This is a genomic window from Bacillus sp. PS95 (assembly GCF_037963565.1).
GTDB classification, from domain to species: Bacteria; Bacillota; Bacilli; order Bacillales; family Bacillaceae; genus Bacillus; species Bacillus subtilis.
Genome location: NZ_CP150160.1, coordinates 881,420 through 902,500, shown reverse-complemented (window position 1 = coordinate 902,500; position 21,081 = coordinate 881,420). Strand labels below are relative to the sequence as shown.

Sequence of the window (21,081 nt, the reverse complement as noted above, 5' to 3'; positions counted from 1 at the left end):
GACTACCAGGGTATCTAATCCTGTTCGCTCCCCACGCTTTCGCTCCTCAGCGTCAGTTACAGACCAGAGAGTCGCCTTCGCCACTGGTGTTCCTCCACATCTCTACGCATTTCACCGCTACACGTGGAATTCCACTCTCCTCTTCTGCACTCAAGTTCCCCAGTTTCCAATGACCCTCCCCGGTTGAGCCGGGGGCTTTCACATCAGACTTAAGAAACCGCCTGCGAGCCCTTTACGCCCAATAATTCCGGACAACGCTTGCCACCTACGTATTACCGCGGCTGCTGGCACGTAGTTAGCCGTGGCTTTCTGGTTAGGTACCGTCAAGGTACCGCCCTATTCGAACGGTACTTGTTCTTCCCTAACAACAGAGCTTTACGATCCGAAAACCTTCATCACTCACGCGGCGTTGCTCCGTCAGACTTTCGTCCATTGCGGAAGATTCCCTACTGCTGCCTCCCGTAGGAGTCTGGGCCGTGTCTCAGTCCCAGTGTGGCCGATCACCCTCTCAGGTCGGCTACGCATCGTCGCCTTGGTGAGCCGTTACCTCACCAACTAGCTAATGCGCCGCGGGTCCATCTGTAAGTGGTAGCCGAAGCCACCTTTTATGTTTGAACCATGCGGTTCAAACAACCATCCGGTATTAGCCCCGGTTTCCCGGAGTTATCCCAGTCTTACAGGCAGGTTACCCACGTGTTACTCACCCGTCCGCCGCTAACATCAGGGAGCAAGCTCCCATCTGTCCGCTCGACTTGCATGTATTAGGCACGCCGCCAGCGTTCGTCCTGAGCCAGGATCAAACTCTCCGATAAATGGATCACAGGTTAAGTTCACCGCATCCTGCGGCGACACCTGTGTGACCTGCGTCGTGCAGGCCCTAGTTTGACTGACTACGCACATCGCTGTGCGATTTTTTAAAAACTGAATTAACAGGTACGTTTTGTCTTGTTTAGTTTTCAAAGATCATTTTCACTTCTTGTTGAAGCGACTTTATTAATATAACATTTTGACTTTCTTTTGTCAAATATTTTTTTAATTTATTTTCCCGCCGCTGTGAGCTTGTTTTCTCAGAAGCGCATCAGCGACGTTTAATAATATAACACGGTCAAGAATCAGAGTCAACACCTTTTTTAAAAGAATATCCTCGGTGATAGACAGCCTGTCCTTTCGTTTCTATCTGGCAGACGTTGATAAGTCCCTTTTCCGTCAAGTAATCAAGCATAACGCCAAGATCTTGGGTAAAGTGCTTTAGGTCATGATGTTGAAGAAGCTCACCGAATTGCCAAATGTCTTTTTCTTTCATTACTTCGAAAAGATGCGCCGAACCGATCTCGGCTTTGGAATGGATGAGAAAATCATTTGCTAAGAATAATAATTCAAGTCTTTTTTCCAGGCTCTCGTGACTTTCAATCAGCTCGGAATATAACTTGTACACTTGGGGCTCCATCTGGCGCACTTGACTCCACACCGTGGTTTCGGGATGGAATCCTCTATCGATTACTTCAATACGTGCTAAATGATGCAGCGCATGAACAACGGCGTTGTAGGCATCTAAAAATTGATTGGCTTCAAAAAAAGCTTTCCCTTCAACATACCTTCTGATTAATTTGCCGTATTCGAGTCCGATCTTCAGTTTACGTTCGGCAAACGGAAATGTATTCAGCCTGTCAATCAGTTCAACTACGTATTCATTACGGTCAAACAAGACTCTGCCATTTACAATCCAATCTATGATTCTTCTATTTGTTCCAAGCAAAATCCATTCTTGAATCTGAGAATCTGTTACCACATGCAAAGAAGCTGTTTGATGATCAAATTCATAATGCTTTATAAAAACTGGCTCATCAGCATCCTTTACAATCACCAGCAAAGCTGCATCAAAGTTATCTGTTAAGGAAGATGTTTTGTTTCTTCTTTCAATCATAATGACAGCCAATGTATTGGGGTGACTTGCTCTTTCTTGGTAAATTGGACGGAGAAGATTTTCCATCACTATTCCTCCAATGCAATTGTTCAAATTTTTTTATTCTCTATTTGATTCAATTCTATGGTTAAAACGAAATTCCTTTTTTCTAAACACATTGAACTATTATAAACAATTTCACAGTAACTCTCCATATGTAAATTCCAGTTCAACCGAAAACATGAAGAAAATCCCATCGGGTTTGTGCTATAGTTAAAACAGAGGGGGATGGACATGGCGAAATACACCAGCAAAATTAATAAAATCAGAACATTTGCATTAAGTTTGGTTTTCGTTGGGTTTATCATTATGTACATCGGGATCTTTTTTAAAGAGTCAGTTTTGCTTTCTAGTTTGTTTATGATACTTGGACTTTTATCCATCGGTCTCAGTACGGTAGTTTACTTTTGGATCGGAATGCTTTCGACTAAAGCGGTTCGCGTCATTTGTCCAGGCTGTGATAAAGAGACAAAGGTTTTAGGAAGAGTCGATATGTGCATGCATTGCCGAGAGCCGCTGACTTTAGATAAGGGATTAGAAGGAAAAGAATTTGATGAGTCTTATAATAAAAAGAAAATGTCGAAATAAAATAAGCTGACCGTTTCGTGCGGTCAGCTTATTTTTAATGATTTTCTTTTTTCGAACACTCTTGGCAGACGCCGTAAATTTCTAAACGGTGGTGGCTTACCTTGAAGCCCGTGACGTGGGCAGCGAGCTGTTCCACTTCATCAAGGCCCGGGTAGTGAAAGTCCACAATTTTACCGCAGTTTTCGCAAATCGCGTGATAGTGATCAGATGTCACAAAATCGAATCTGCTGGAAGCATCACCGTATGTGAGCTCTTTTACCAAACCTGATTCCCGGAACACACGCAAATTGTTATATACTGTCGCTACGCTCATGTTAGGAAATTTCCCTTCCAGAGCTTTATATATATCGTCCGCTGTTGGATGAGCCATAGAGTTAACGAGATATTCCAGAATCGCATGACGTTGAGGAGTAATGCGAACTCCGGTTTCCTTCAACGTTTCTAAGGCTTCTTTTAGTTCATGTGCAGCCATCCGTCATGCACCTCTCTTCTAAAAAAAATTCTTACATTGTAATGTTTATAATTAGTGTAACTCTTTCTACGATAATTTGTCAATTGATATCAGGGTAAAAGTAAGCATAGGCTCATAGAGACTTACTTTTCCGACATATCTTTGAGGGTTTGAAGCGCTTCGGCTACATGGTCCTTTACTTTTACTTTTCTCCATTCTTTAATGAGCCGGCCTTCTTTATCAATTAAAAAAGTGGAACGCTCGATTCCCATATACTCTTTTCCGAAGTTTTTCTTCAGCTTCCACACATCAAACGCTTCCGCCAGCTCATGCTCGTCATCAACAAGAAGCAGAAATGGCAGGTTATGCTTCTCTTTAAATTTTCCGTGTTTTTCCTGGCTGTCCGGGCTGACGCCGATAATGACGGCATCCAGTTCGGCGAAGCTTTCGTGACTGTCCCGAAAATCGCATGCTTCAGTTGTACATCCCGGTGTCATGTCCTTTGGATAAAAATAAAGCACGATGTACTTTCCTTTATAATCCGATAATTTTACTGTTTCCCCATGATCGCCTTTTAACTCAAGATCAGGCGCTTTTTGTCCGATTTCTATAGTCATTACGTTACCTCCGGATGTTTTTTTATTAAGCGTATCCAATTCTTGTCCAGATTACAACCATCTCAGCTGAATCTGAAGCCCGAAGCCATTGTTCTTGTTCGGAAGCATGCTACAATAGAAAGGACGCATGGAGATATAGGAGGTTTTTATTCTTGCATACAAAATCAATTGAACTTCACAATGAGGCATTACAGCACATTGTCGGCGGTGTAAACAGCCCGTCTAGATCATATAAAGCAGTCGGCGGCGGTTCTCCTGTTGCAATGGAGAAAGCAAGCGGCGCTTATTTTTGGGATGTGGACGGCAACAAATACATCGATTATTTAGCGGCGTACGGTCCGATTATTACAGGACATGCCCACCCGCATATTACAGAAGCGATTAAAAAAGCGGCAGAGAACGGTGTATTGTATGGAACACCAACGAAACACGAGGTTACATTTGCAAAGATGCTCAAAGAAGCCATTCCCGCTATGGACAAAGTAAGATTCGTCAATTCGGGTACAGAAGCCGTTATGACGACCATCCGCGTGGCTCGCGCATATACAGGCCGGACAAAAATCATTAAATTTGCGGGCTGTTATCACGGGCATTCGGACCTTGTGCTTGTCGCCGCAGGCTCCGGCCCGTCTACTCTCGGCACACCAGACTCAGCCGGTGTACCGAAAAGCATTGCAAACGAAGTGATCACAGTACCATTTAATGATATCGATAGCTATAAAGCGGCTCTTGATAAATGGGGCAGTGAAATCGCGGCGGTTCTCGTTGAACCGATTGTCGGCAACTTCGGTATCGTCGAGCCTAAAGAGGGCTTCTTAGAAAAAGTAAATGAATTGACACATAATGCAGGCGCTCTCGTTATTTACGATGAAGTCATTACGGCTTTCCGCTTTATGTATGGCGGCGCGCAGGATCTCTTACAGGTGAAACCAGATTTAACAGCACTCGGGAAAATTATCGGCGGCGGACTTCCGATTGGCGCCTATGGCGGCAAACAAGAAATCATGGAGCAGGTAGCTCCGCTAGGGCCTGCTTATCAGGCAGGAACAATGGCAGGGAACCCCGCTTCCATCCTATCAGGCATCGCTTGTCTGGAAGTGCTCAAAGAAAAAGGCGTGTATGAAAAGCTTGATCACCTTGGCGCTATGCTTGAGGAAGGCATTTTGAAGCACGCAGAAACACACGGCATCACCATTACGGTCAACCGGTTAAAAGGTGCGCTCACGGTATACTTCTCTGATGAGAAAGTGGAAAATTACGAGCAGGCTGAACGGAGTGACGGAGAAACATTCGCTACGTTTTTCAAGCTGATGCTGGAACGCGGAATTAATTTAGCACCTTCTAAGTATGAAGCTTGGTTTATTACCACAGCACATACAGAGCAGGATATTAAAGACACGCTTGCAGCGGTCGAGGATGCATTTAAACATCTAAAAAACTAGAATCAAATACCTTGAACAGGAGCTTTGAGCTCCTGTTTTTTTTATGGAATCAAACAGCGTGTAAGATTTTGGGCTTTTTCTAGAAAAATAGCTTGAATATTTGTATCGATCCCTGTATATTACTTAATTGTTTAGCAAATAAACTAACCGGGAATTTTAGGATTAGCCCATTTGCTATGTCACACAATTTACTATAGAAAGGAATGCACGCACAAACCAATGAAACTTGGTGCCCGCATTTTCAAAACCGGGATTGCGATTACACTTGCCCTTTATTTGGCTTCGTGGATCGGGCTTCCCGCGCCGATTTTCGCTGGAATTGCAGCGATATTTGCGATCCAGCCGTCGATTTACCGCTCTTTTCTCATTATTATTGACCAGGTTCAAGCAAATATCATCGGAGCTGTGATTGCCACAGTGTTCGGCCTTATTTTCGGACCCAGCCCGATTATGATCGGGTTAACAGCAGTTATTGTCATTACAATCATGCTGAAACTTAAAATTGAACATACAATTTCAATTGCTCTTGTAACAGTCATTGCGATATTAGAATCTGCCGGTGACGACTTTTTAATGTTCGCGCTGATCAGAACAAGCACAGTCATCTTAGGGGTGCTTTCTTCCTTTATCGTCAACCTTGTGTTTTTGCCTCCTAAGTACGAAACAAAGCTGATTCATAATACCGTCGAAAACACCGAAGAAATTATGAAGTGGATCAGATTGTCCATGCGGCAGTCGACAGAGCATTCGATTTTGAAAGAGGATATTGAAAAACTGAAAGAAAAAATGATCAAGCTTGATCAGACATATCTTCTATATAAAGAAGAAAGAAGTTACTTTAAGAAAACGACTTATGTGAAATCAAGAAAGCTTGTCCTGTTCAGACAGGCCATTATTACTGCAAATCGGGCGCTTGATACATTGAAGAAGCTGCATCGTCTGGAAAACGAGATCTATCATATGCCGGAAGAGTTTCAGGAAACATTGACTGAAGAACTTGATTACCTGCTTTACTGGCACGAACGGATTTTGATGAGGTTTGTCGGAAAAATCAAGCCGCATGATGACGCGGTTGAAGAAGGCATCCGGTATAAGCAGCTTTTAACAAAGTCATTTTTAAAAAATCAGCAGAATACGGATGAGGAGCTTATTGATTACAACATGCTCAATATTATGGCAAGCGCCGTGGAATATCGCGAGCAGCTTGAACATTTAGAAACACTTATCACAAGTTTTCAAACGTATCATCCGAAAGACTGCGAAATAGAAACAGAAGAGTAACCCGGTTAAACAGCCGGGTTTTTTTATATACAAAAAAATCTTATATCCTTCGTTAAAAGGATATAAGATTGATGTTTTAGTTCAAATTTTGAATGGTAAATAAGTGCTTGTATTGGCTCTCATAGTCCATGAGTTCATCATGGGTTCCGATTTCAATGATTGTCCCGTTTTCCATGACAACAATCTTATCCGCATGGGTGATTGTCGATAAACGGTGGGCGACAACAAAAGTTGTTCTATCCTTCGCCAGTTTGTCCATCGCTTCTTGAATGTAATGCTCACTTTCCAAATCCAGAGCTGATGTAGCTTCATCTAAAATGAGGAGCGGCGGATTTTTCAGGAATACCCGCGCAATTGAGATCCGCTGCTTTTGTCCGCCTGAAAGCTTAACGCCTCGTTCCCCCACCCGGGTCTCATATCCTTCTGGAAAACTCATGATAAATTCATGGGCATTTGCAGCTTTGGCGGCTTCGATTATCTCTTCAAGTGTGGCATCAGGCTTGCCGATCGCGATATTTTCCCGAATCGTTTCACTAAATAAAAAGGTATCCTGAAGCACCATACCAACCTGGTTGCGAAGGCTTCTTGCTTCATAATCGCGAATATCCGTCCCATCAATCAGCAGTCTGCCGCTTGTTACATCATAAAATCTTGGGATCAGGCTGACGAGCGTTGATTTTCCTCCTCCGCTCATGCCGACGAGAGCTACAGTTTCTCCTCTATTTACTTTTAAGGATACATCATGAAGAATATTTTCTTTGTCCTTCTCATATTGAAACGAAACGTTTTGAAACTCCACTCCTCCGCGAATCTGATCGGCCTTTATCGCATTTGGTTTGTCAGTGAGTTCATAGGGCTCGTCAATAAATTCAAACACCCTGTCCATTGATGCGATTGACTGTGTCAAAGTTGTAGAGGAATTGATCAGCCTTCTAACAGGGTTGTACATTCTGTCAATATATCCGACAAACGCGACCATTGTTCCGACTGTCAGCGGTCCATTAATGACAAAATACCCGGCGCACGCTATGACGATGAGCGGCGCCAAATCTGTAATGGTATTAACGACCGCAAAGGTTTTGGCGTTCCAATTCGTGTGGCGGATGGCTTTATCTAAGAAATGACCGTTTTTCTCATTAAATTGAGCCTGTTCATGATCTTCTATCGCAAAGCTTCTGATGACAGGCATGCCTTGAATGCGTTCGTGCAAATGCCCCTGCACTTGAGCAAGAGCCTGTGAGCGCTCCCTTGTCAGCTTTCGTAAACGGCCGTAAAAATACTTCACTGATATTCCGTATAATGGGAATAAAACGATAGAGATCAGCGTTAATTTAACGTCCAGTGTGAGCATGATAGAGATCACGATCAATATCGTCAGCATATCGAGCCATATATTCATCAGCCCTGTGATGACGAAATCCTTTGTTTGTTCTACATCATTAATCACTCGGGAAATGACTTCCCCTGTTCTTGTATTCGCGTAAAAACGAAGGCTCAGTTTTTGTATATGGTCAAACAGCTTAGCTCTTATATCATAAAGCACCTTGCTGGCAGTCCACTGGGCAAAATATTGCCGGTAATATTCAACAGGCGGGCGCAAAATTAAAAATAAGGCGAACATGATCGCCATAATCGTGAACAATGACGTGGTTTTGTCACTGGCCGTGCCGCCTCCTTGAATAATGTCGTCAACTACGTACTTCAGAAGCAATGGGAGAGCAAGCGGAATGGAGAATTTTACGATCCCGATTAACACTGTAACGAAAATTTGCTTCTTATAAGGTTTGACGAATTGCATGTAGCGTTTCATAACCCCCACGTTGATTCCCCCTCTCTCTTTATCATGATGTGTGTGAGCCCATGTGAAAAACCTGTTGTACCCCGCAACAGGTTTTTTACGTAACCATTATTTTGTATAGCGCAAATACCGTTCATACCACATATCGACAAACTCGGGCGCAAACGGTCCCTGACGCTGGTGAATCCAATGGAGCAGCGTATTTAAGTAGTCTCTTAAAATACTGTCGATTTCTTTTGGATAATTCATGGCTTTCCGATGATCATCATATTCGTCTTCATCGAGAATATTGTAGGTCATGTCAGGAAAAACCTTAACATCTAAGTCATAATCAATATATTTAATTGCTTCGCCATCATAGGCAAACGGAGAACTGATGTTGCAATAATAATGAACCCCGTCTTCCCTCAGCATCCCGATGACATTAAACCATTGTCTTGCGTGAAAATAACAGATTGCGGGCTCTCTGGTTATCCATGTCCGGCCGTCTGATTCGGTTACCATCGTCCGGTCATTGGCTCCGATGACACACATTTCTGTACTTTTTAAGATTGTTGTCTCATTCCAAATTCTATGAATCAGCCCGTTGTGCTTATAGCTGTGAATTTGAATGGTTTCTCCTTCCTTGGGATAGCCCATATTTCTCCCCTACTTTCTATAAAGCCCTACAGTTAGTATGTCCAAATTTGCTTACCGACAACGTCTTTTACCTATTATAACGTTACAAATTGAAAAATGAAAATAAAAGAGCCATTCCGGCCGGGGAATGGCACATTCCTGCACTACACAAAGGAAGACGGCTTTTCTGAGCTGCGATATGAACGAATGACCTGCTCTGTCTGCTTTTGAAACATATCCTGTATATCGGCAAGGTGTTTCCGTTTTACCGCAATTTCAGCCTGAATCCCACGCAGCCTTGCATCCCTTTCCAAATGCCGGAGTTCCGCCTCAATTTGTTTGCAGCGGTCGAGCTCTGATTGGAGATCGAGAAGCTTATCCATCGTTTTCATCTGTTCACTTACCAGCTTTTCAAATTCGGTCATCGGTTCCTCCTTCAGCCTGATGAAAGTATAAACATTTCCTCCTTTAATCATTTCGATCTCCATAAAGCAAACCCTTTGACTCATTCTGTAGACCTTCCACAAGTTTTGTCGTTTTTCAAACAGAAAAAAGCACTTCCACCCGAAGATGAAGTGCTTTTTTCTGTTTCAGTGATTAGCTGTTTTGTTGTTTGTTTTGTTCAGCAGATTGGTTTTGCTGTCTTACCTGCTGTGCGTCAGTTTCACTAGCGAATTCAGTGCCGAATTGACCTTGTTGTCCAGCTGATTGCTGGTTTTGTTTTCTGACTTGCTGAGCGTTTGTTTCGCTAGCAAATTCAGTGCCAAATTGACCTTGACCAGCAGCTGATTGTTGGTTTTGTTTTCTAACTTGTTGAGCGTTTGTTTTGCTGAAGTTATTTGAGTTAGCCATTGTTATCACCTCCACGGTCATTAGAATGTGCAGGTGATCGTATAGCTATTCCTCTTTTTTAAAAATTTTTAAACGAGCAGTGAGCGTCCGCCGTCAACGATAATTGTCTGTCCGCGGATCATGTCAGCCTTGGAAGACACTAGAAACTCCACAGTATCAACCATGTCTTTAATTTCGACCATGCGTCCCGCCGGCGTATTTTGGCGCGCATCCTCAAGCAGATCTTCTCTATTCGGGAAGTGCTTCAGCGCATCTGTGTCGATCGCTCCGCCTGAAACAGCATTGACGATAATTTGTTTTGGTGAAAGCTCAACGGCAAGATAACGGGTTAAAGCCTCTAACGCTGCTTTTGATACACCGACCGTGGTGTAGTTTTCAAGATAGCGGATAGAGCCTAATGAACTAATGCTGACAATATGCCCGCCACCGTTCTTCTCCATTAGCTTGGCAGCTTCCTGAGCGCAGAAAAGCAATGCTTTCGCATTAATGTTCATCGTCCAGTCCCAGTGTGTTTCTTCTAATTCCATGACAGGTCTTAGTACTCCTGAAGCGGCATTATTGACAAAAACATCAAGTCTGCCGAACGTTTCATCAATTTGCTGAAACATTTCTTTGATTTTTGCAGGCTGTCCTACGTTTGCTTTTACGACAAGCACTTTAACGCCAAGCTTTTCGATTTCTTCCGCTGTTTCTAATGCTGCTTTTTTGCTGCGTGCATAGTTAATGACGATGTTATAGCCGTTCTCAGCAAGTCTGATCGCGGCCGCTTTTCCGACACCGCGGCTGCTTCCTGTTACGAGTGCACATTTATTTTGTTCCATTTTTCCTCATCTCCTTGTAGCGTATAGTTCTTTTATTTCCACAAACAATAATGGCAAGAACTTTAAAGGGGGTCTTCTGTTATGTATGTCGGACGTGATATGAGCGAATTGAACATGGTTTCCAAAAAAGATTGGAAGAACAGTGAACTCGCTTATTTTCATCATGCCTTTCAGCAAATTATGCCTTATTTGAACGAAGAAGGCCAATCAAAATACCGGGAATTAACGCAAGAAATTGAAGCGCGCGGCGGAATGAAGCGCAATGAAGCGGACTACAGCCACGGCACGCGCGTCTCTTACGATTAAGAATGGTTTACGGAGCAGCCGAGATGGCGGCTGCTTCTACTGCCATCTTCCAGATTTTTTGATGTGACACCGGGAACGCAAATTGTTCGAGCTCTTCTTTCGTTACTTTTTTCAGCTTGCTGGTATCCGACACTTGTTTTACTTTACCGAAAAACACTGAAATATTCCATACCAGGTGGGTGAAAACATGCTCGACTACACCTTGAAGATCACTGATATCAGCTTGTATGCCATATTCGTTTTCTAAGAAAGCAATGAGCTGTTCACGCTCAGTTTTGATCCCTTTTTGTGTTTCAAGATTAGGGAATTCCCACAGGTTGGCGAGCAAACCTTTAGACGGCCGTTTGTGGATATACACTTGTCCGTCTTCATCAGTCAGTACGATCGCGGCCATGGTTTTGATCCCGGGCTTTTTCTTTTTGCTTTTTACCGGAAGCTCCCGTTCAGTGCCTTCTTCAAATGCTGAGCAATGCTGCTGAACCGGACAAAGCAGGCATGAGGGTGATTTTGGCGTACAGATCAAGGCTCCAAGCTCCATCAAGCCCTGATTAAATTCAGATGGTTTTTCTTTGGAAATAAAAGCTCGTATGGCGTCTTCAAAGATCGTTCTTGTTTTTGGTTTGGCAATATCATCCCAAATAGATAGAATTCTGGACATGACACGCATCACATTTCCGTCAACTGCGGGAATGGGTTTATTGTAGGCAATGCTGAGCACCGCTCCCTTTGTATAAGGGCCGACGCCTTTTAACCCGCCAAAATCTTTCTCGTCTGGAGGAACAATGCCGCCGTATTCCTGTTTCACTTCTTTTACCGCGCTTTGCAGGTTTCTGACTCGCGAATAATAGCCGAGCCCTTCCCATGCTTTCAGCACCTTTTCTTCATCAGCATCAGCGAGCGCTTCCACTGTCGGGAATTGTTCTACAAACCGGAGAAAGTAAGGAATCACTGTCTCTACTCTCGTTTGCTGCAGCATCACTTCAGATACCCACACTTTATATGGATCTTGGTCCTCTCTCCACGGCAGAACGCGCTGCTCTCGTTCAAACCATGAGATTAAATCATCGCGAAATTGCTGTATGTCTTTTTGTTTTAATTTGTCTTCAAGTACGTTCATATGTGTTTCTCCCCAGTCTTTCGCGCCCCGCTTTTCTTTAGACTGTTTTTTGTTGTACACTAAGGGCACAGTACGATAATATGTTACATTAAATAGTAATAAAGAAAAAGCGGAAACATATGAGAACGATTGAATCAGTTTAAAAATTGGGTATATGAAAATGGGGAATTTCTTACAAAGTGAATGTGCAGGATCACCCTGCAAGGAGGTCACCTATGGATACGGGCACACATGTCGTTATGGGCATCGCACTGGGCGGTATTGCGACGCTTGATCCTGTTGTCGGATCAGATCCGGCAATGGCTCACGCTGTTATGATCGCAACGCTTGCGGGCTCTCAGGCTCCGGATATTGATACTGTGTTAAAGCTTAAAAACAATGCTGTTTATATAAGGAATCACAGAGGATTTACCCATTCAATTCCCGCCGTTTTGTTTTGGTCTGTCATCATCCCGGCGATTCTGTATTTATTTTATCCTCAGGCCGATTTTCTGCACCTGTGGCTGTGGACACTGCTGGCAGTCGTTCTGCATGTCTTTGTTGATATATTCAACGCCTATGGAACACAAGCCATTCGTCCGTTTTCGAAAAAATGGGTTGCGCTCGGGCTGATTAATACGTTTGATCCGTTTATTTTTATCAGCCATCTGGCAGCTATCGCGATTTGGTATGCAGGCGGGAGTCCCGGCATCACGTTTCTCAGCTTATATATCATATTGGCAGGCTATTACTTGGTGCGCCTGATCATGCAGCTGAGAATTAAACGGAAGCTTCATGAGATGATTCATGATGAGATCGAAAGCATTATTATTTCTCCAACGATGAAATTCAGGCAATGGCGAATCGCAGTGACGACAGCACATGCTTTCTATGTAGGAAGAAGCATGGAAGGACATGTCGTGATTCTGGATACATTTAATCGGGTGCCTGTTCCTGAAACCGATGTAATGCATGCGGCAAAGCAGGATGATAACATCGCGGCGTTTCTGTCCTTTTCTCCGGTTTACCGGTGGGAAGTGGATACGTTTAAAGATCATTATGAGGTGAGATTTATCGACCTGCGTTATCGGAGCAAAGGCCATTATCCGTTTGTCGCAATTGTTCATATCGGCCATGATCTCACGATTCGTTCATCCTATACGGGATGGATATTCAGCGAAGAAAAACTTCAGAAAAAATTAAAGCTCGGCTCTATATAGAGCCGGGCTTTTTACGTCTTATATAAAAAACAGCAAGCAGCAGACTGACGAGAGATATGATCGCCGATATTTTGAAGTATGGCGGATAGTAAGTCAGCTCAATGTGATTGTCTCCCTTTTGCGCCTTGAAGCCTATAAAAGCATAATCCGCTTTTTCGATCTTCTGTGTTTTTCCGTTGATCTTCAGCTCCCAGCCTTTTTCATATGGGATCGGAAGCATGATGTACTGGTCTTTTGACAGATGATAGGAAAAGGTCAGTCGATTTTTGTTCCAATTCAGTTTGTCTGCTTTCTCTGTTTTATTTTGCATTACAGCGTTTTTCAGCGTTTGGTAATTTTCTTCATAGAGCGCTATGTTTCTCAGCTCATAGGTTCCTTTCGGAAGATTGATTGAGATATGGCCTGATTTAGGCACTCTTACCGTTATATTATTTACTCCGGTTTTATAGATCGATTTGTTCGATTTCCTTGTTGTGACATAATCATTTACCTTTAATGTAAATCCTTTGTCTTTTGCTTTGCTTTTCAAATAAAAGCTGACATAGTAGTCTCCCGGAGCGGATGATGGCTGTTTCGGGGTGATGATCAGCTCTCCTCCGTTTTCTCCAGTTACGGTTAGCAGCCCGTTTTGATACTGGGCTTGTTTTGCGGTGATGTCCGACTTGGTGATCAAATTGGACGGTTTTGGTGTCTGCTCCGTTTTTCCTGATGGATCTTTTAATATAATTCCTTTCAGCATCGCCTGTTCTTTCGCAAGAGCGGGCAATCGGTCCAGCTCACTTTCGCTGTATATGGCATCCGCTGTTTTAACGAATGGAAGCATGTACTGATTCTCATAAACTGCATAATGCTCTGTTTCTAAATGCTTTTTGAAGCCGTACGGGACGCTGGCTTCGTTTGTTTTTTCGGTCATATAATATTTGCCGTAAAGCAGGCTGTATAAATTCGCCCTGTCTCCCAATGACGCGTAACGGCTGACGCTTTCCCTGCCCATATCGATGCTTAAATCATTCCAATAGAAGGCCAGCAGATCTTTGTTTAAAATGCTGGAATACGCGCTGAAGCCATTAAATCCGTAAATGATTGGCGTATTATTGCGGACCCCGTTCATCCAGTCGATTCTCATGAGCGGGTCATCGTCTTCCTTCTGTAAACGTCTGATGAGCTCAGATGATTCCCGCCCTCTGTATTCCTCACTTGTAAGATATTCTTTTGTCACACTGTCCAAATCGCCGCCTTCTGAGAGCGCGTATTTTTGATAGGAGTTGGCGACAAACAGCGAAGAAAGAATGATTATACCGTACACAGCCATTTTTGCCCGTTTTTTCGCAAAAGCTGCAGCAAACAAGGCTGCGATTGTCATGAGTAAGAGCAATAGAATACTTTCATTCGCAGGCTTCCATATATCGAGCTTATACCTTTGGATATGATACAAGTAAAGAAGCAGGACGACAGCTGCGGCCGGGAGCAGTTCTTTCCGTTTCAATTCAGACAGCTGTGACAAACCAGCCGCAGCTGCTCCCGCAATGGTAAAGGCCAGAACATATTCAAACCGGTTTTGCGGGGCGGAAAAACCGTTAAAGACGCTTGCCGCATACGGACTGAAATGAAACAGAATAAACAGCAGGCTCAACCCGGCAAAGAGACGAAACACACGGTTTTTGTAAAAAGAAATAATAAACAAAAACAGCAGAAAAGCGGCCGGCACAATGATGATCCGGCTCGAAAATAAGATATTATCATCGAAATTGAGCCACTCTATTTTCTGGCTGTATGGAGGGCGCAGGTTGTTTAAAAAACCGTATACTACCGGCACAAACGCCGCCGCACTGATGCCAAAAGAAATGAAGCCTGAAACGAGAAATAATCTGATTTGAATCCATCTTTTCTCTTCATGTGGTTCCAAACGGATCAACCATCTGAACAGCACATAGATTCCGATGAATATAAGGTTTATGTATGCAAAGTAAAAATTGTTGATTAACGTCAGCGAACACGCAACGATAAACCACGCCGGACGCCGCTCTCTAATAATTTTTTCTGCGCCAAGCACAAGCAGCGGAAGCCAAACCATTGTATCGGTGAAAAATTCCCAATACGCTTCGTGACGGAAATAAATAATTGAGACGCCGTATAACACAGCTCCCGTGAACGATGCCGCCCTGTGCTTGAGAAGATAATGAAAAACAGAAGCGGACGTAAAGATGATCAAGCTCAATTTGAAAATACTGATAAAAACAGCTGACTCTGCCCAAAAAAGCGTATCCGCTTCTCCGATCAGCTGGACGGCTTGAAGCAGCCAAACAGTGGCGGACACAGCAAGAAAAAGAAAAGACGCAGAAAAATAATAGCCGAGCTGACTGAATGTGCCGCCGCCAAGTCCGAATGAATAATTGTAGAAAAAATTCCCGTGTGTATATTGGTCAAATAATAATTTTTTAAATACGATCATTTGCGCAAGCCCGTCACCCGGACCTGTCATATACCTGCCTTCCGCCCATTCTTTCACAAAAAAAGCGTGTGCCAGAACGGACACCAGCAAACTGGCCGCATAGATCATGTTATGTTTTCTTTTCATATAAATTCTCCAGTCTTGCTTTTAAGATAATAGACACGCAAAAAAAGCACTGCCAATGGCGCTTGGTATTTTCAGTGCATTTTTGTCAGACGCCGCATGCTTTTTAATTCGTTCGTTTCAGGCAGGTCTTTGTTCGGGATATTCGCTTCTTTGATCAAATAATGCGGGCGTTTTTTTGTTTCATAATAGATTCGGCCGATATATTCACCTATTATTCCAAGACTTAACAGCTGTACTCCGCCGAGAAATAACACTGCTGAGATAATGGTGAAATACCCAGGCACAGAAATACCGTTAGTCAGAATTTTAACGAATGTGGCAATGATATAAATGATGGAAAGCAGCAGGATGAAAATGCCTGTATAAAAACATAATCTCAGCGGCTTATGATTAAATGAAACGACGCCGTCCATTCCGTAGTTAAACAGACTGCTGAACGACCATTTGGAGGTGCCGTTTTTTCGTTCGACATTTTCATAAAATACAATTTTCTGATCAAAGCCAATCCAGCAAAAAAGGCCTTTTGAAAAGCGGTTTCCTTCGCTCAGCTTCAAAAGTGCATTCACAGCTTGGCGGCTTAACAATCTGAAGTCACCGACACCGTCACGCAAATCGACTTCCACCGCTTTATTAATGAACTTGTAATACATAGATGATAAGAGTGAGCGGACAAAGCTGTCCCCTTTTCTGTTTCTTTGAGCAATGACTTGGTCATACCCTTCTTCGTAGCCTTTGATAAATTCCTTCAGCAAATATGTCGGATGCTGCAGATCGGCATCCATGACAATAACCGCCTCGCCCTGAACATGCTCAAAGCCCGCCAAAATTGCGGCTTCTTTTCCAAAGTTTCGAGAAAAAGATATATATTTTACCCGGCTGCACGTCGCTGCCAAGTCTTTGATCTGCTGAAGCGTGTCATCAACACTTCCGTCGTTTATGAAGAATATTTCATAGTCATAATGAATGTTTTTAAATTCCTTTTTTAAAGATTCATGAATGAGTTTGACATTATACCCTTCATTGTAAGACGGGATAATAATCGAGATTAATCCTTGCTTCATTAAGGCACCTTCTTTTTATTATTCTTTTTAAGTATTGCCTTAGGGGAGTTTTACACAAATCTTCAGTAAGGCTATTCCTTTTTTTAAAGTCGTTTAAACCTGTTTTTTGTTACAATTTTATGGTGACATTCATGATTTTTAATGTTATTTTGTCATGTTTAAAACAGACTATGAAAAAAACGCACAGAAAAAGTCTGCCATTATGACAGACGGATGGAGAGAAATTTTAGCTTATTGGTTCTTAAGATATTCCAAAATCAGCTGATTGACGATGGCTGGCTTTTCGTGGTTAATCCAATGGGAAGCTTCATCAACAAAGATGAGATGTCCATTCGGGCAATGCCTTTCCGTCTCTTTCGCAAGCTTTCTGCTCAAAAAGCGGTCTTCCATTCCCCAGATCATTCGGTAAGGTACTGTTTCGTAAGAGGGTTTCTCTGCCAAGCTTCCTTTTCTGAGGGCTCTGTACCAGTTCAGCATAGCTGTCAGCGCGCCCGACTGTTTCCACGCTTCTTTGTACCTGCTGACATCCTCGGATGTAAAAAGCGCGGGACGGTCGGATAATCCAATCGCTTTGTCTAATGTTTCATAATCATTTTCCCTTAGTGATGCCTCCGGTATATCAGGGAGCTGGAAGTATGCGATATACGAGCTTTTCAGCCATTGCGGCGGATAAAGCGGCGTTACGGTTTTCATGACGTGCGGGTGCGGGATATTGATCGCGATCAGTTTTTCAAGATATTCCGGGCGTGTGGAAGCCAAATGCCATGCGACAGCCCCTCCCCAGTCATGACCGATGACAATTGCTTTTTCATCAGTGAATTGCGTAATAAGCCCGATGATATCATCTCTTAATGTATCAATCCGATATGAATCAATTCCTTCCGGTTTGTCACTGAGATTGTAGCCCCGCTGATCAGGAGCAATGACCCGGTAACCCGCATCAACAAGCGGTTTAATTTGATTTTTCCAGCCGTACCAAAACTCAGGAAATCCATGGAGCAGGACAATTAACGGGCCGTCTTCCGGTCCTGCGGCTGCAACGTGGAGCGTGATTCCGTTCGTATTGACAAACTGGCATTTAACTCCGTCCACTTCTATCTCCTCCTTGACTGTGCGTCATGATTTTCAGCCTTTTCTCCGTTAGCATAAATGTTATGACACAGGCGGCAATCAGCAGGATAAGCTGAAGAATAATCAAGTTTGATCCCAGCAGCAAACCCATTCCCGCAATCACCAAGCCTGACAGGATCATTAATGATGCACTGTAACGGTTCGCTTCATTCCATAATCTTTGATCTGACATTGAGCGTCTCGTTCTGTATCCGTACACACTGTTGATCGATTTGGGAGGAAACAGTTTGATCAGTATGCCCGCAATGATCATAAGCCCTCCGCCGACTAAACCCGTCATATCATCATCTCCTTTCTCATTGTTACGTGCAGAAAGAAGAAATGTTTCATGCATAGGCAAAAAGACAAGCCTCGGCCTGCCTTTTTATCGCATTTGTAAATCCTTTGTGTGAATATAGCCTTTAACTCCGCCATAATCCACGAACGCCCAAGTGAAGTCAAATCCGCCGTTTTCACTGAATCCCCACCCAAGTATTGTCACCTCTGTTCCAGATGAGAGCTGTTTAGCTTTTCCATTTTCGGGCGTCGGTGTATAGAAGGCTGTCTGTTTCGTTGTTTTCGCTTGGCTTGCGGTTTTCATTAAAAAGTGAGTTGAAATATATGCTTTCTTTCCTTTGAAATGAATTTGAGCCCAATCGGCATTTACAAATCCATAGACTTTTACTTTTTGTTCTGATGATACAGTGCCGAGAATGTCACCTTTATGATTTGGCTCAGTCCGGACATTCAGCTTTCCTGTTTTTATGATGTAAGAATCGGATGATGGCATGCTGACAGATATATCGTGAAGGGGCGCAGCTTTTGCTGCGGGAGCGGAATGAAGTGCTGTCAAACCCAGTCCTGCGGCAGCTGTTAAAGCGAGCATTACTTGTTTCTTTTTCATATAAAGCTCCTCCTCGCATTTTGACAAGATATAAGTGGTATTCCCTGATTGACAGGCTGGTGAAACATGTTTTGTTTATGATTTCTTCCTGTTAAGATAATTTTAAGAAAATGAAAAAACCTGCCGGTCGTTAACGGCAGGTTTTTAATGCAAAAGGCCTCTGCTTTGATTTAAGTAATCATTCACGTCGTTACGGGAGCTTTGAAAAAGATGGAGCTGGCCGCCATAGTTTTCAATCCATTGTGTGACGATTTTTTCAGTCATTTTTTCACCTTGATAGGCGTGTCCGGCTTTTGCATAGGTTGCTTCGAAATCGCTCCATAACAATTCCACCCACGTTTTTGCCTGTATATAGCTGATCATCTCGTTCTTTTCCAGAAGCAGATTAGTCAGTTTCTCAATGTACATATTCATGTGTGCAGTCTCCTTTCTTCAGGAAAAAAATAACGCTTTATTACGTGGTATTCTCCATATACTAACCTTACGTCTTCATCTGGAAAGACGCAACTTTTTGATCTCGAACCTAGGGGGATATGACATGGTCCGAAATAAAGAAAAAGGATTTCCTTACGAAAACGAAAACAAATTTCAGGGTGAACCGAGAGCAAAGGACGACTATGCTTCAAAGCGTGCTGACGGATCAATCAATCAGCATCCTCAAGAAAGAATGAGAGCCTCAGGCAAACGGTAAAGAAGAACAGCTGCATACACTGCAGCTGTTTTTACCCTTTATTGACTTGATATTCGTAGACGCTCTTCTTTTCTGATAAGTGTGCGAAGGTAGAAAGCACAAGTCCGCATGCAGTCATAAGCGCACCTCCTGCAAACAGCCAGGAATAAGAGCCTGTTCCGTTTAAAATCATTCCGCCGATCCATGCACCAAGGGCATTGGCAAGGTTAAATGCTGATACGCTGACAGCTGCGGCAATGGTTGTGCCGCCCTCAGATGAGGAAATGACCTTTGTTTGCAGAAGAGGCGGCGTGCCGAATGCGCATGCCCCGAATAGGAACGTTGCCACAATGGCTGCAGCCGGGTAAATGGCGATGTAAGGAAATACAGCCAGAACACCGATTAAACCGCTCATTACGCCGATCATCGTCCGAGTCAGCAAAGGCAGCGGTACTTTTCCAGCAAAGAAATTCCCGGCAACGCCTCCCAATCCATACGCAAAGAGAGCACCTGTAATGCCAACCGTGCTGAATCCGGCTGAATGCCTCAAAATGGGTTCGATAAAGGTGTAGGCGATAAAGACACCGGAATAGCCTAAAATGGTAATCGCGAAGGAAAACAGCACTTGTTTGTGTTTAAAAACCCCCCACTCATTCATAAGCATTGGGATCACTTTTGGTTTTCTGTTCGGCACGGCAGCCATAAGGCCTAACAATCCGATGACACCAAGTGCCGTAATGATGGAAAACACCGCTCTCCAATTCAGGACATCTCCGAGATAAGAGCCGAATGGAACACCAAGCATTAGAGCCACTGTCAGTCCGCCGTTCATTGAAGCAGCAGCTGCAGCACGCTTTTCCGGCGGAACCATTTCACTTGCGAATACCATGGCAATCGCGAAGAAAGCGCCGTGAATGGACGCAGATAAAATTCTTGAAATGGCCAATACCACAAAATTCGGCGCCAGTGCGCTCATCAGGTTGGAAAGGCTAAATATCGCCATCAGCCCAAGAAGCACAGGCTTTCTCGGAAGCTTGACGGAAATGATGGTGACGAGCGGCCCTGTCAAACAAACGCTTGCCGCATAAGCCGTGACAAGAAGCCCTGCGGATGAAACCTGTATATGAAAGTCATTGGCAATCGACGTCAAAATACCCATCACCGCGTATTCTGTATAGCCGATTGAAAATGTACAAATCATAAGAACAAATATAATAAATTTTACAGATGGGTTTTTGATACTCAACGTCATCGCCTCCTTTGATTTTAAAAAACAACGAGTTTCATCTTAAAAGATTTTTCAAGTGAATTCAATGATTTTTTCTTTAAGAATTCGTGTAAATGTGCTGCAAACAAAAAGAGGCTGATCATCAGCCTCCCCGTTACGCTTTATTCTTTTTCTTTCAATACTGAGATTGGCAGCGCTTCCTCTTGCTGAGGGGAAGAGGTCCTGTATCCCCATGCGAAAACGCCATTTAAATAACTGATGGTAAACTCGTCCTCAGTGTTTTCCACACGATATGTTTCTCCCGGTGAGTAATCTTCCGGGTTCAGCAAATATGCTTTTGCCATCGTAATTTTCCGTTCGAGCACTGCCAGTTCGTTTATGATTCCATGCTGTTCGGCTTTTCTTGCTTTTTCAGAAAGTAATGCGATTTCGGTATTGAGTTCATGCGGTGTCATTTGACTGTATCGTTTCTCCATT

23 protein-coding genes and 1 rRNA gene (1 of these 24 running past the window's edge) are annotated in these 21,081 nt (G+C 43.4%); 6 read left to right on the top strand and 18 right to left on the bottom strand.

What is annotated here, in order from left to right:
* Positions 1 to 812, bottom strand: a 16S ribosomal RNA gene (locus tag NSQ12_RS04650); it reaches 738 nt to the left of the window's first position.
* Positions 813 to 1,105: 293 nt separating this feature from the next.
* The gene (locus NSQ12_RS04645; protein WP_003243727.1) at positions 1,106 to 1,990 is read right to left on the bottom strand and encodes a nucleotidyltransferase-like protein; all 885 of its coding nucleotides are present in this window, start codon (positions 1,988 to 1,990) and stop codon (positions 1,106 to 1,108) included.
* 207 nt (positions 1,991 to 2,197) lie between these two features.
* Here NSQ12_RS04645 and NSQ12_RS04640 point away from each other — a divergent pair, with 207 nt between their 5' ends.
* Positions 2,198 to 2,551 carry a YgzB family protein gene (locus NSQ12_RS04640; RefSeq protein WP_131227242.1) on the top strand — a complete coding sequence of 118 codons (354 nt, stop codon included), beginning with the start codon at positions 2,198 to 2,200 and terminating at the stop codon, positions 2,549 to 2,551.
* Between the two features lie 34 nt (positions 2,552 to 2,585).
* Here NSQ12_RS04640 and perR read toward each other — a convergent pair whose 3' ends face one another.
* Complete coding sequence (gene perR / locus NSQ12_RS04635; protein ID WP_003223285.1) at positions 2,586 to 3,023, bottom strand: peroxide-responsive transcriptional repressor PerR; 438 nt, start codon at positions 3,021 to 3,023, stop codon at positions 2,586 to 2,588.
* A 122-nt stretch (positions 3,024 to 3,145) separates the two neighbouring features.
* Positions 3,146 to 3,619, bottom strand: a complete 474-nt coding sequence (bcp, locus tag NSQ12_RS04630) for a thioredoxin-dependent thiol peroxidase (RefSeq protein WP_024572676.1) — start codon at positions 3,617 to 3,619, stop codon at positions 3,146 to 3,148.
* Positions 3,620 to 3,771: 152 nt separating this feature from the next.
* Here bcp and NSQ12_RS04625 point away from each other — a divergent pair, with 152 nt between their 5' ends.
* Both NSQ12_RS04625 and NSQ12_RS04620 read left to right on the top strand, forming a co-directional pair.
* Positions 3,772 to 5,061 carry a glutamate-1-semialdehyde 2,1-aminomutase gene (locus tag NSQ12_RS04625; protein WP_015715541.1) on the top strand — a complete coding sequence of 430 codons (1,290 nt, stop codon included), beginning with the start codon at positions 3,772 to 3,774 and terminating at the stop codon, positions 5,059 to 5,061.
* A gap of 219 nt (positions 5,062 to 5,280) precedes the next feature.
* Positions 5,281 to 6,342 (top strand): aromatic acid exporter family protein, encoded by a 1,062-nt coding sequence (locus NSQ12_RS04620; RefSeq protein WP_003233537.1) that lies wholly within the window; start codon positions 5,281 to 5,283, stop codon positions 6,340 to 6,342.
* Positions 6,343 to 6,418: 76 nt separating this feature from the next.
* Here the strand turns inward: NSQ12_RS04620 and NSQ12_RS04615 are convergent, their stop codons facing one another.
* The 5 genes from NSQ12_RS04615 to fabL all read right to left on the bottom strand — a co-directional run bounded on the left by NSQ12_RS04615 (position 6,419) and on the right by fabL (position 10,431).
* Positions 6,419 to 8,161, bottom strand: a complete 1,743-nt coding sequence (locus NSQ12_RS04615) for an ABC transporter ATP-binding protein (RefSeq protein ID WP_009966836.1) — start codon at positions 8,159 to 8,161, stop codon at positions 6,419 to 6,421.
* 87 nt (positions 8,162 to 8,248) lie between these two features.
* The gene (locus tag NSQ12_RS04610) at positions 8,249 to 8,779 is read right to left on the bottom strand and encodes a DUF402 domain-containing protein (RefSeq protein WP_003223272.1); all 531 of its coding nucleotides are present in this window, start codon (positions 8,777 to 8,779) and stop codon (positions 8,249 to 8,251) included.
* Positions 8,780 to 8,922: 143 nt separating this feature from the next.
* Positions 8,923 to 9,183: a YgaB family protein gene (locus NSQ12_RS04605; RefSeq protein ID WP_003242708.1), complete on the bottom strand. Its 261-nt coding sequence runs from the start codon at positions 9,181 to 9,183 to the stop codon at positions 8,923 to 8,925.
* A 172-nt stretch (positions 9,184 to 9,355) separates the two neighbouring features.
* The gene (gene sspE / locus NSQ12_RS04600) at positions 9,356 to 9,610 is read right to left on the bottom strand and encodes a gamma type acid-soluble spore protein SspE (RefSeq protein ID WP_003233541.1); all 255 of its coding nucleotides are present in this window, start codon (positions 9,608 to 9,610) and stop codon (positions 9,356 to 9,358) included.
* Between the two features lie 68 nt (positions 9,611 to 9,678).
* The gene (gene fabL / locus NSQ12_RS04595) at positions 9,679 to 10,431 is read right to left on the bottom strand and encodes an enoyl-[acyl-carrier-protein] reductase FabL (protein ID WP_003223262.1); all 753 of its coding nucleotides are present in this window, start codon (positions 10,429 to 10,431) and stop codon (positions 9,679 to 9,681) included.
* 81 nt (positions 10,432 to 10,512) lie between these two features.
* Between fabL and NSQ12_RS04590 the strand changes: the two genes are divergently transcribed.
* A complete protein-coding gene (locus tag NSQ12_RS04590) occupies positions 10,513 to 10,737 on the top strand; it encodes a hypothetical protein (RefSeq protein WP_003233542.1) in 225 nt (74 codons plus the stop codon).
* A gap of 7 nt (positions 10,738 to 10,744) precedes the next feature.
* On the opposite strand, the gene mutY is transcribed toward NSQ12_RS04590, so the two are convergent.
* Positions 10,745 to 11,854 (bottom strand): A/G-specific adenine glycosylase, encoded by a 1,110-nt coding sequence (gene mutY / locus NSQ12_RS04585; RefSeq protein ID WP_014479222.1) that lies wholly within the window; start codon positions 11,852 to 11,854, stop codon positions 10,745 to 10,747.
* A gap of 215 nt (positions 11,855 to 12,069) precedes the next feature.
* Here mutY and NSQ12_RS04580 point away from each other — a divergent pair, with 215 nt between their 5' ends.
* The gene (locus NSQ12_RS04580; protein ID WP_014476212.1) at positions 12,070 to 13,053 is read left to right on the top strand and encodes a metal-dependent hydrolase; all 984 of its coding nucleotides are present in this window, start codon (positions 12,070 to 12,072) and stop codon (positions 13,051 to 13,053) included.
* On the opposite strand, the gene NSQ12_RS04575 is transcribed toward NSQ12_RS04580, so the two are convergent.
* The 6 genes from NSQ12_RS04575 to NSQ12_RS04550 all read right to left on the bottom strand — a co-directional run bounded on the left by NSQ12_RS04575 (position 13,046) and on the right by NSQ12_RS04550 (position 19,120).
* On the bottom strand, positions 13,046 to 15,631 hold the full coding sequence (locus NSQ12_RS04575; RefSeq protein WP_283857614.1) for a YfhO family protein: 2,586 nt from the start codon (positions 15,629 to 15,631) through the stop codon (positions 13,046 to 13,048). The two genes, NSQ12_RS04580 and NSQ12_RS04575, sit on opposite strands and share 8 nt — an antisense overlap.
* Before the next feature lie 71 nt (positions 15,632 to 15,702).
* Entirely contained in the window at positions 15,703 to 16,692 is a 990-nt protein-coding gene (locus NSQ12_RS04570; protein WP_003244113.1) for a glycosyltransferase family 2 protein, read from the bottom strand.
* 231 nt (positions 16,693 to 16,923) lie between these two features.
* Positions 16,924 to 17,784 carry an epoxide hydrolase EphM gene (gene ephM, locus NSQ12_RS04565; protein WP_069703773.1) on the bottom strand — a complete coding sequence of 287 codons (861 nt, stop codon included), beginning with the start codon at positions 17,782 to 17,784 and terminating at the stop codon, positions 16,924 to 16,926.
* The gene (gene spdL / locus NSQ12_RS04560) at positions 17,771 to 18,103 is read right to left on the bottom strand and encodes an SdpC immunity protein SpdL (RefSeq protein ID WP_024573182.1); all 333 of its coding nucleotides are present in this window, start codon (positions 18,101 to 18,103) and stop codon (positions 17,771 to 17,773) included. Before spdL ends, ephM begins: the two co-directional genes overlap by 14 nt.
* A gap of 84 nt (positions 18,104 to 18,187) precedes the next feature.
* Positions 18,188 to 18,706: an SH3 domain-containing protein gene (locus NSQ12_RS04555; protein WP_015715537.1), complete on the bottom strand. Its 519-nt coding sequence runs from the start codon at positions 18,704 to 18,706 to the stop codon at positions 18,188 to 18,190.
* A gap of 144 nt (positions 18,707 to 18,850) precedes the next feature.
* Positions 18,851 to 19,120, bottom strand: a complete 270-nt coding sequence (locus tag NSQ12_RS04550) for a YfhJ family protein (protein ID WP_003243789.1) — start codon at positions 19,118 to 19,120, stop codon at positions 18,851 to 18,853.
* Between the two features lie 124 nt (positions 19,121 to 19,244).
* On the opposite strand from NSQ12_RS04550, the gene NSQ12_RS04545 reads away from it, so the two are divergent.
* A complete protein-coding gene (locus NSQ12_RS04545; protein WP_003223241.1) occupies positions 19,245 to 19,397 on the top strand; it encodes a small, acid-soluble spore protein K in 153 nt (50 codons plus the stop codon).
* Positions 19,398 to 19,428: 31 nt separating this feature from the next.
* Here the strand turns inward: NSQ12_RS04545 and NSQ12_RS04540 are convergent, their stop codons facing one another.
* Both NSQ12_RS04540 and NSQ12_RS04535 read right to left on the bottom strand, forming a co-directional pair.
* A complete protein-coding gene (locus tag NSQ12_RS04540; protein ID WP_217024776.1) occupies positions 19,429 to 20,622 on the bottom strand; it encodes an MFS transporter in 1,194 nt (397 codons plus the stop codon).
* A 143-nt stretch (positions 20,623 to 20,765) separates the two neighbouring features.
* The gene (locus NSQ12_RS04535; protein WP_003233553.1) at positions 20,766 to 21,080 is read right to left on the bottom strand and encodes a YfhH family protein; all 315 of its coding nucleotides are present in this window, start codon (positions 21,078 to 21,080) and stop codon (positions 20,766 to 20,768) included.
* Position 21,081 lies beyond the last annotated feature (1 nt).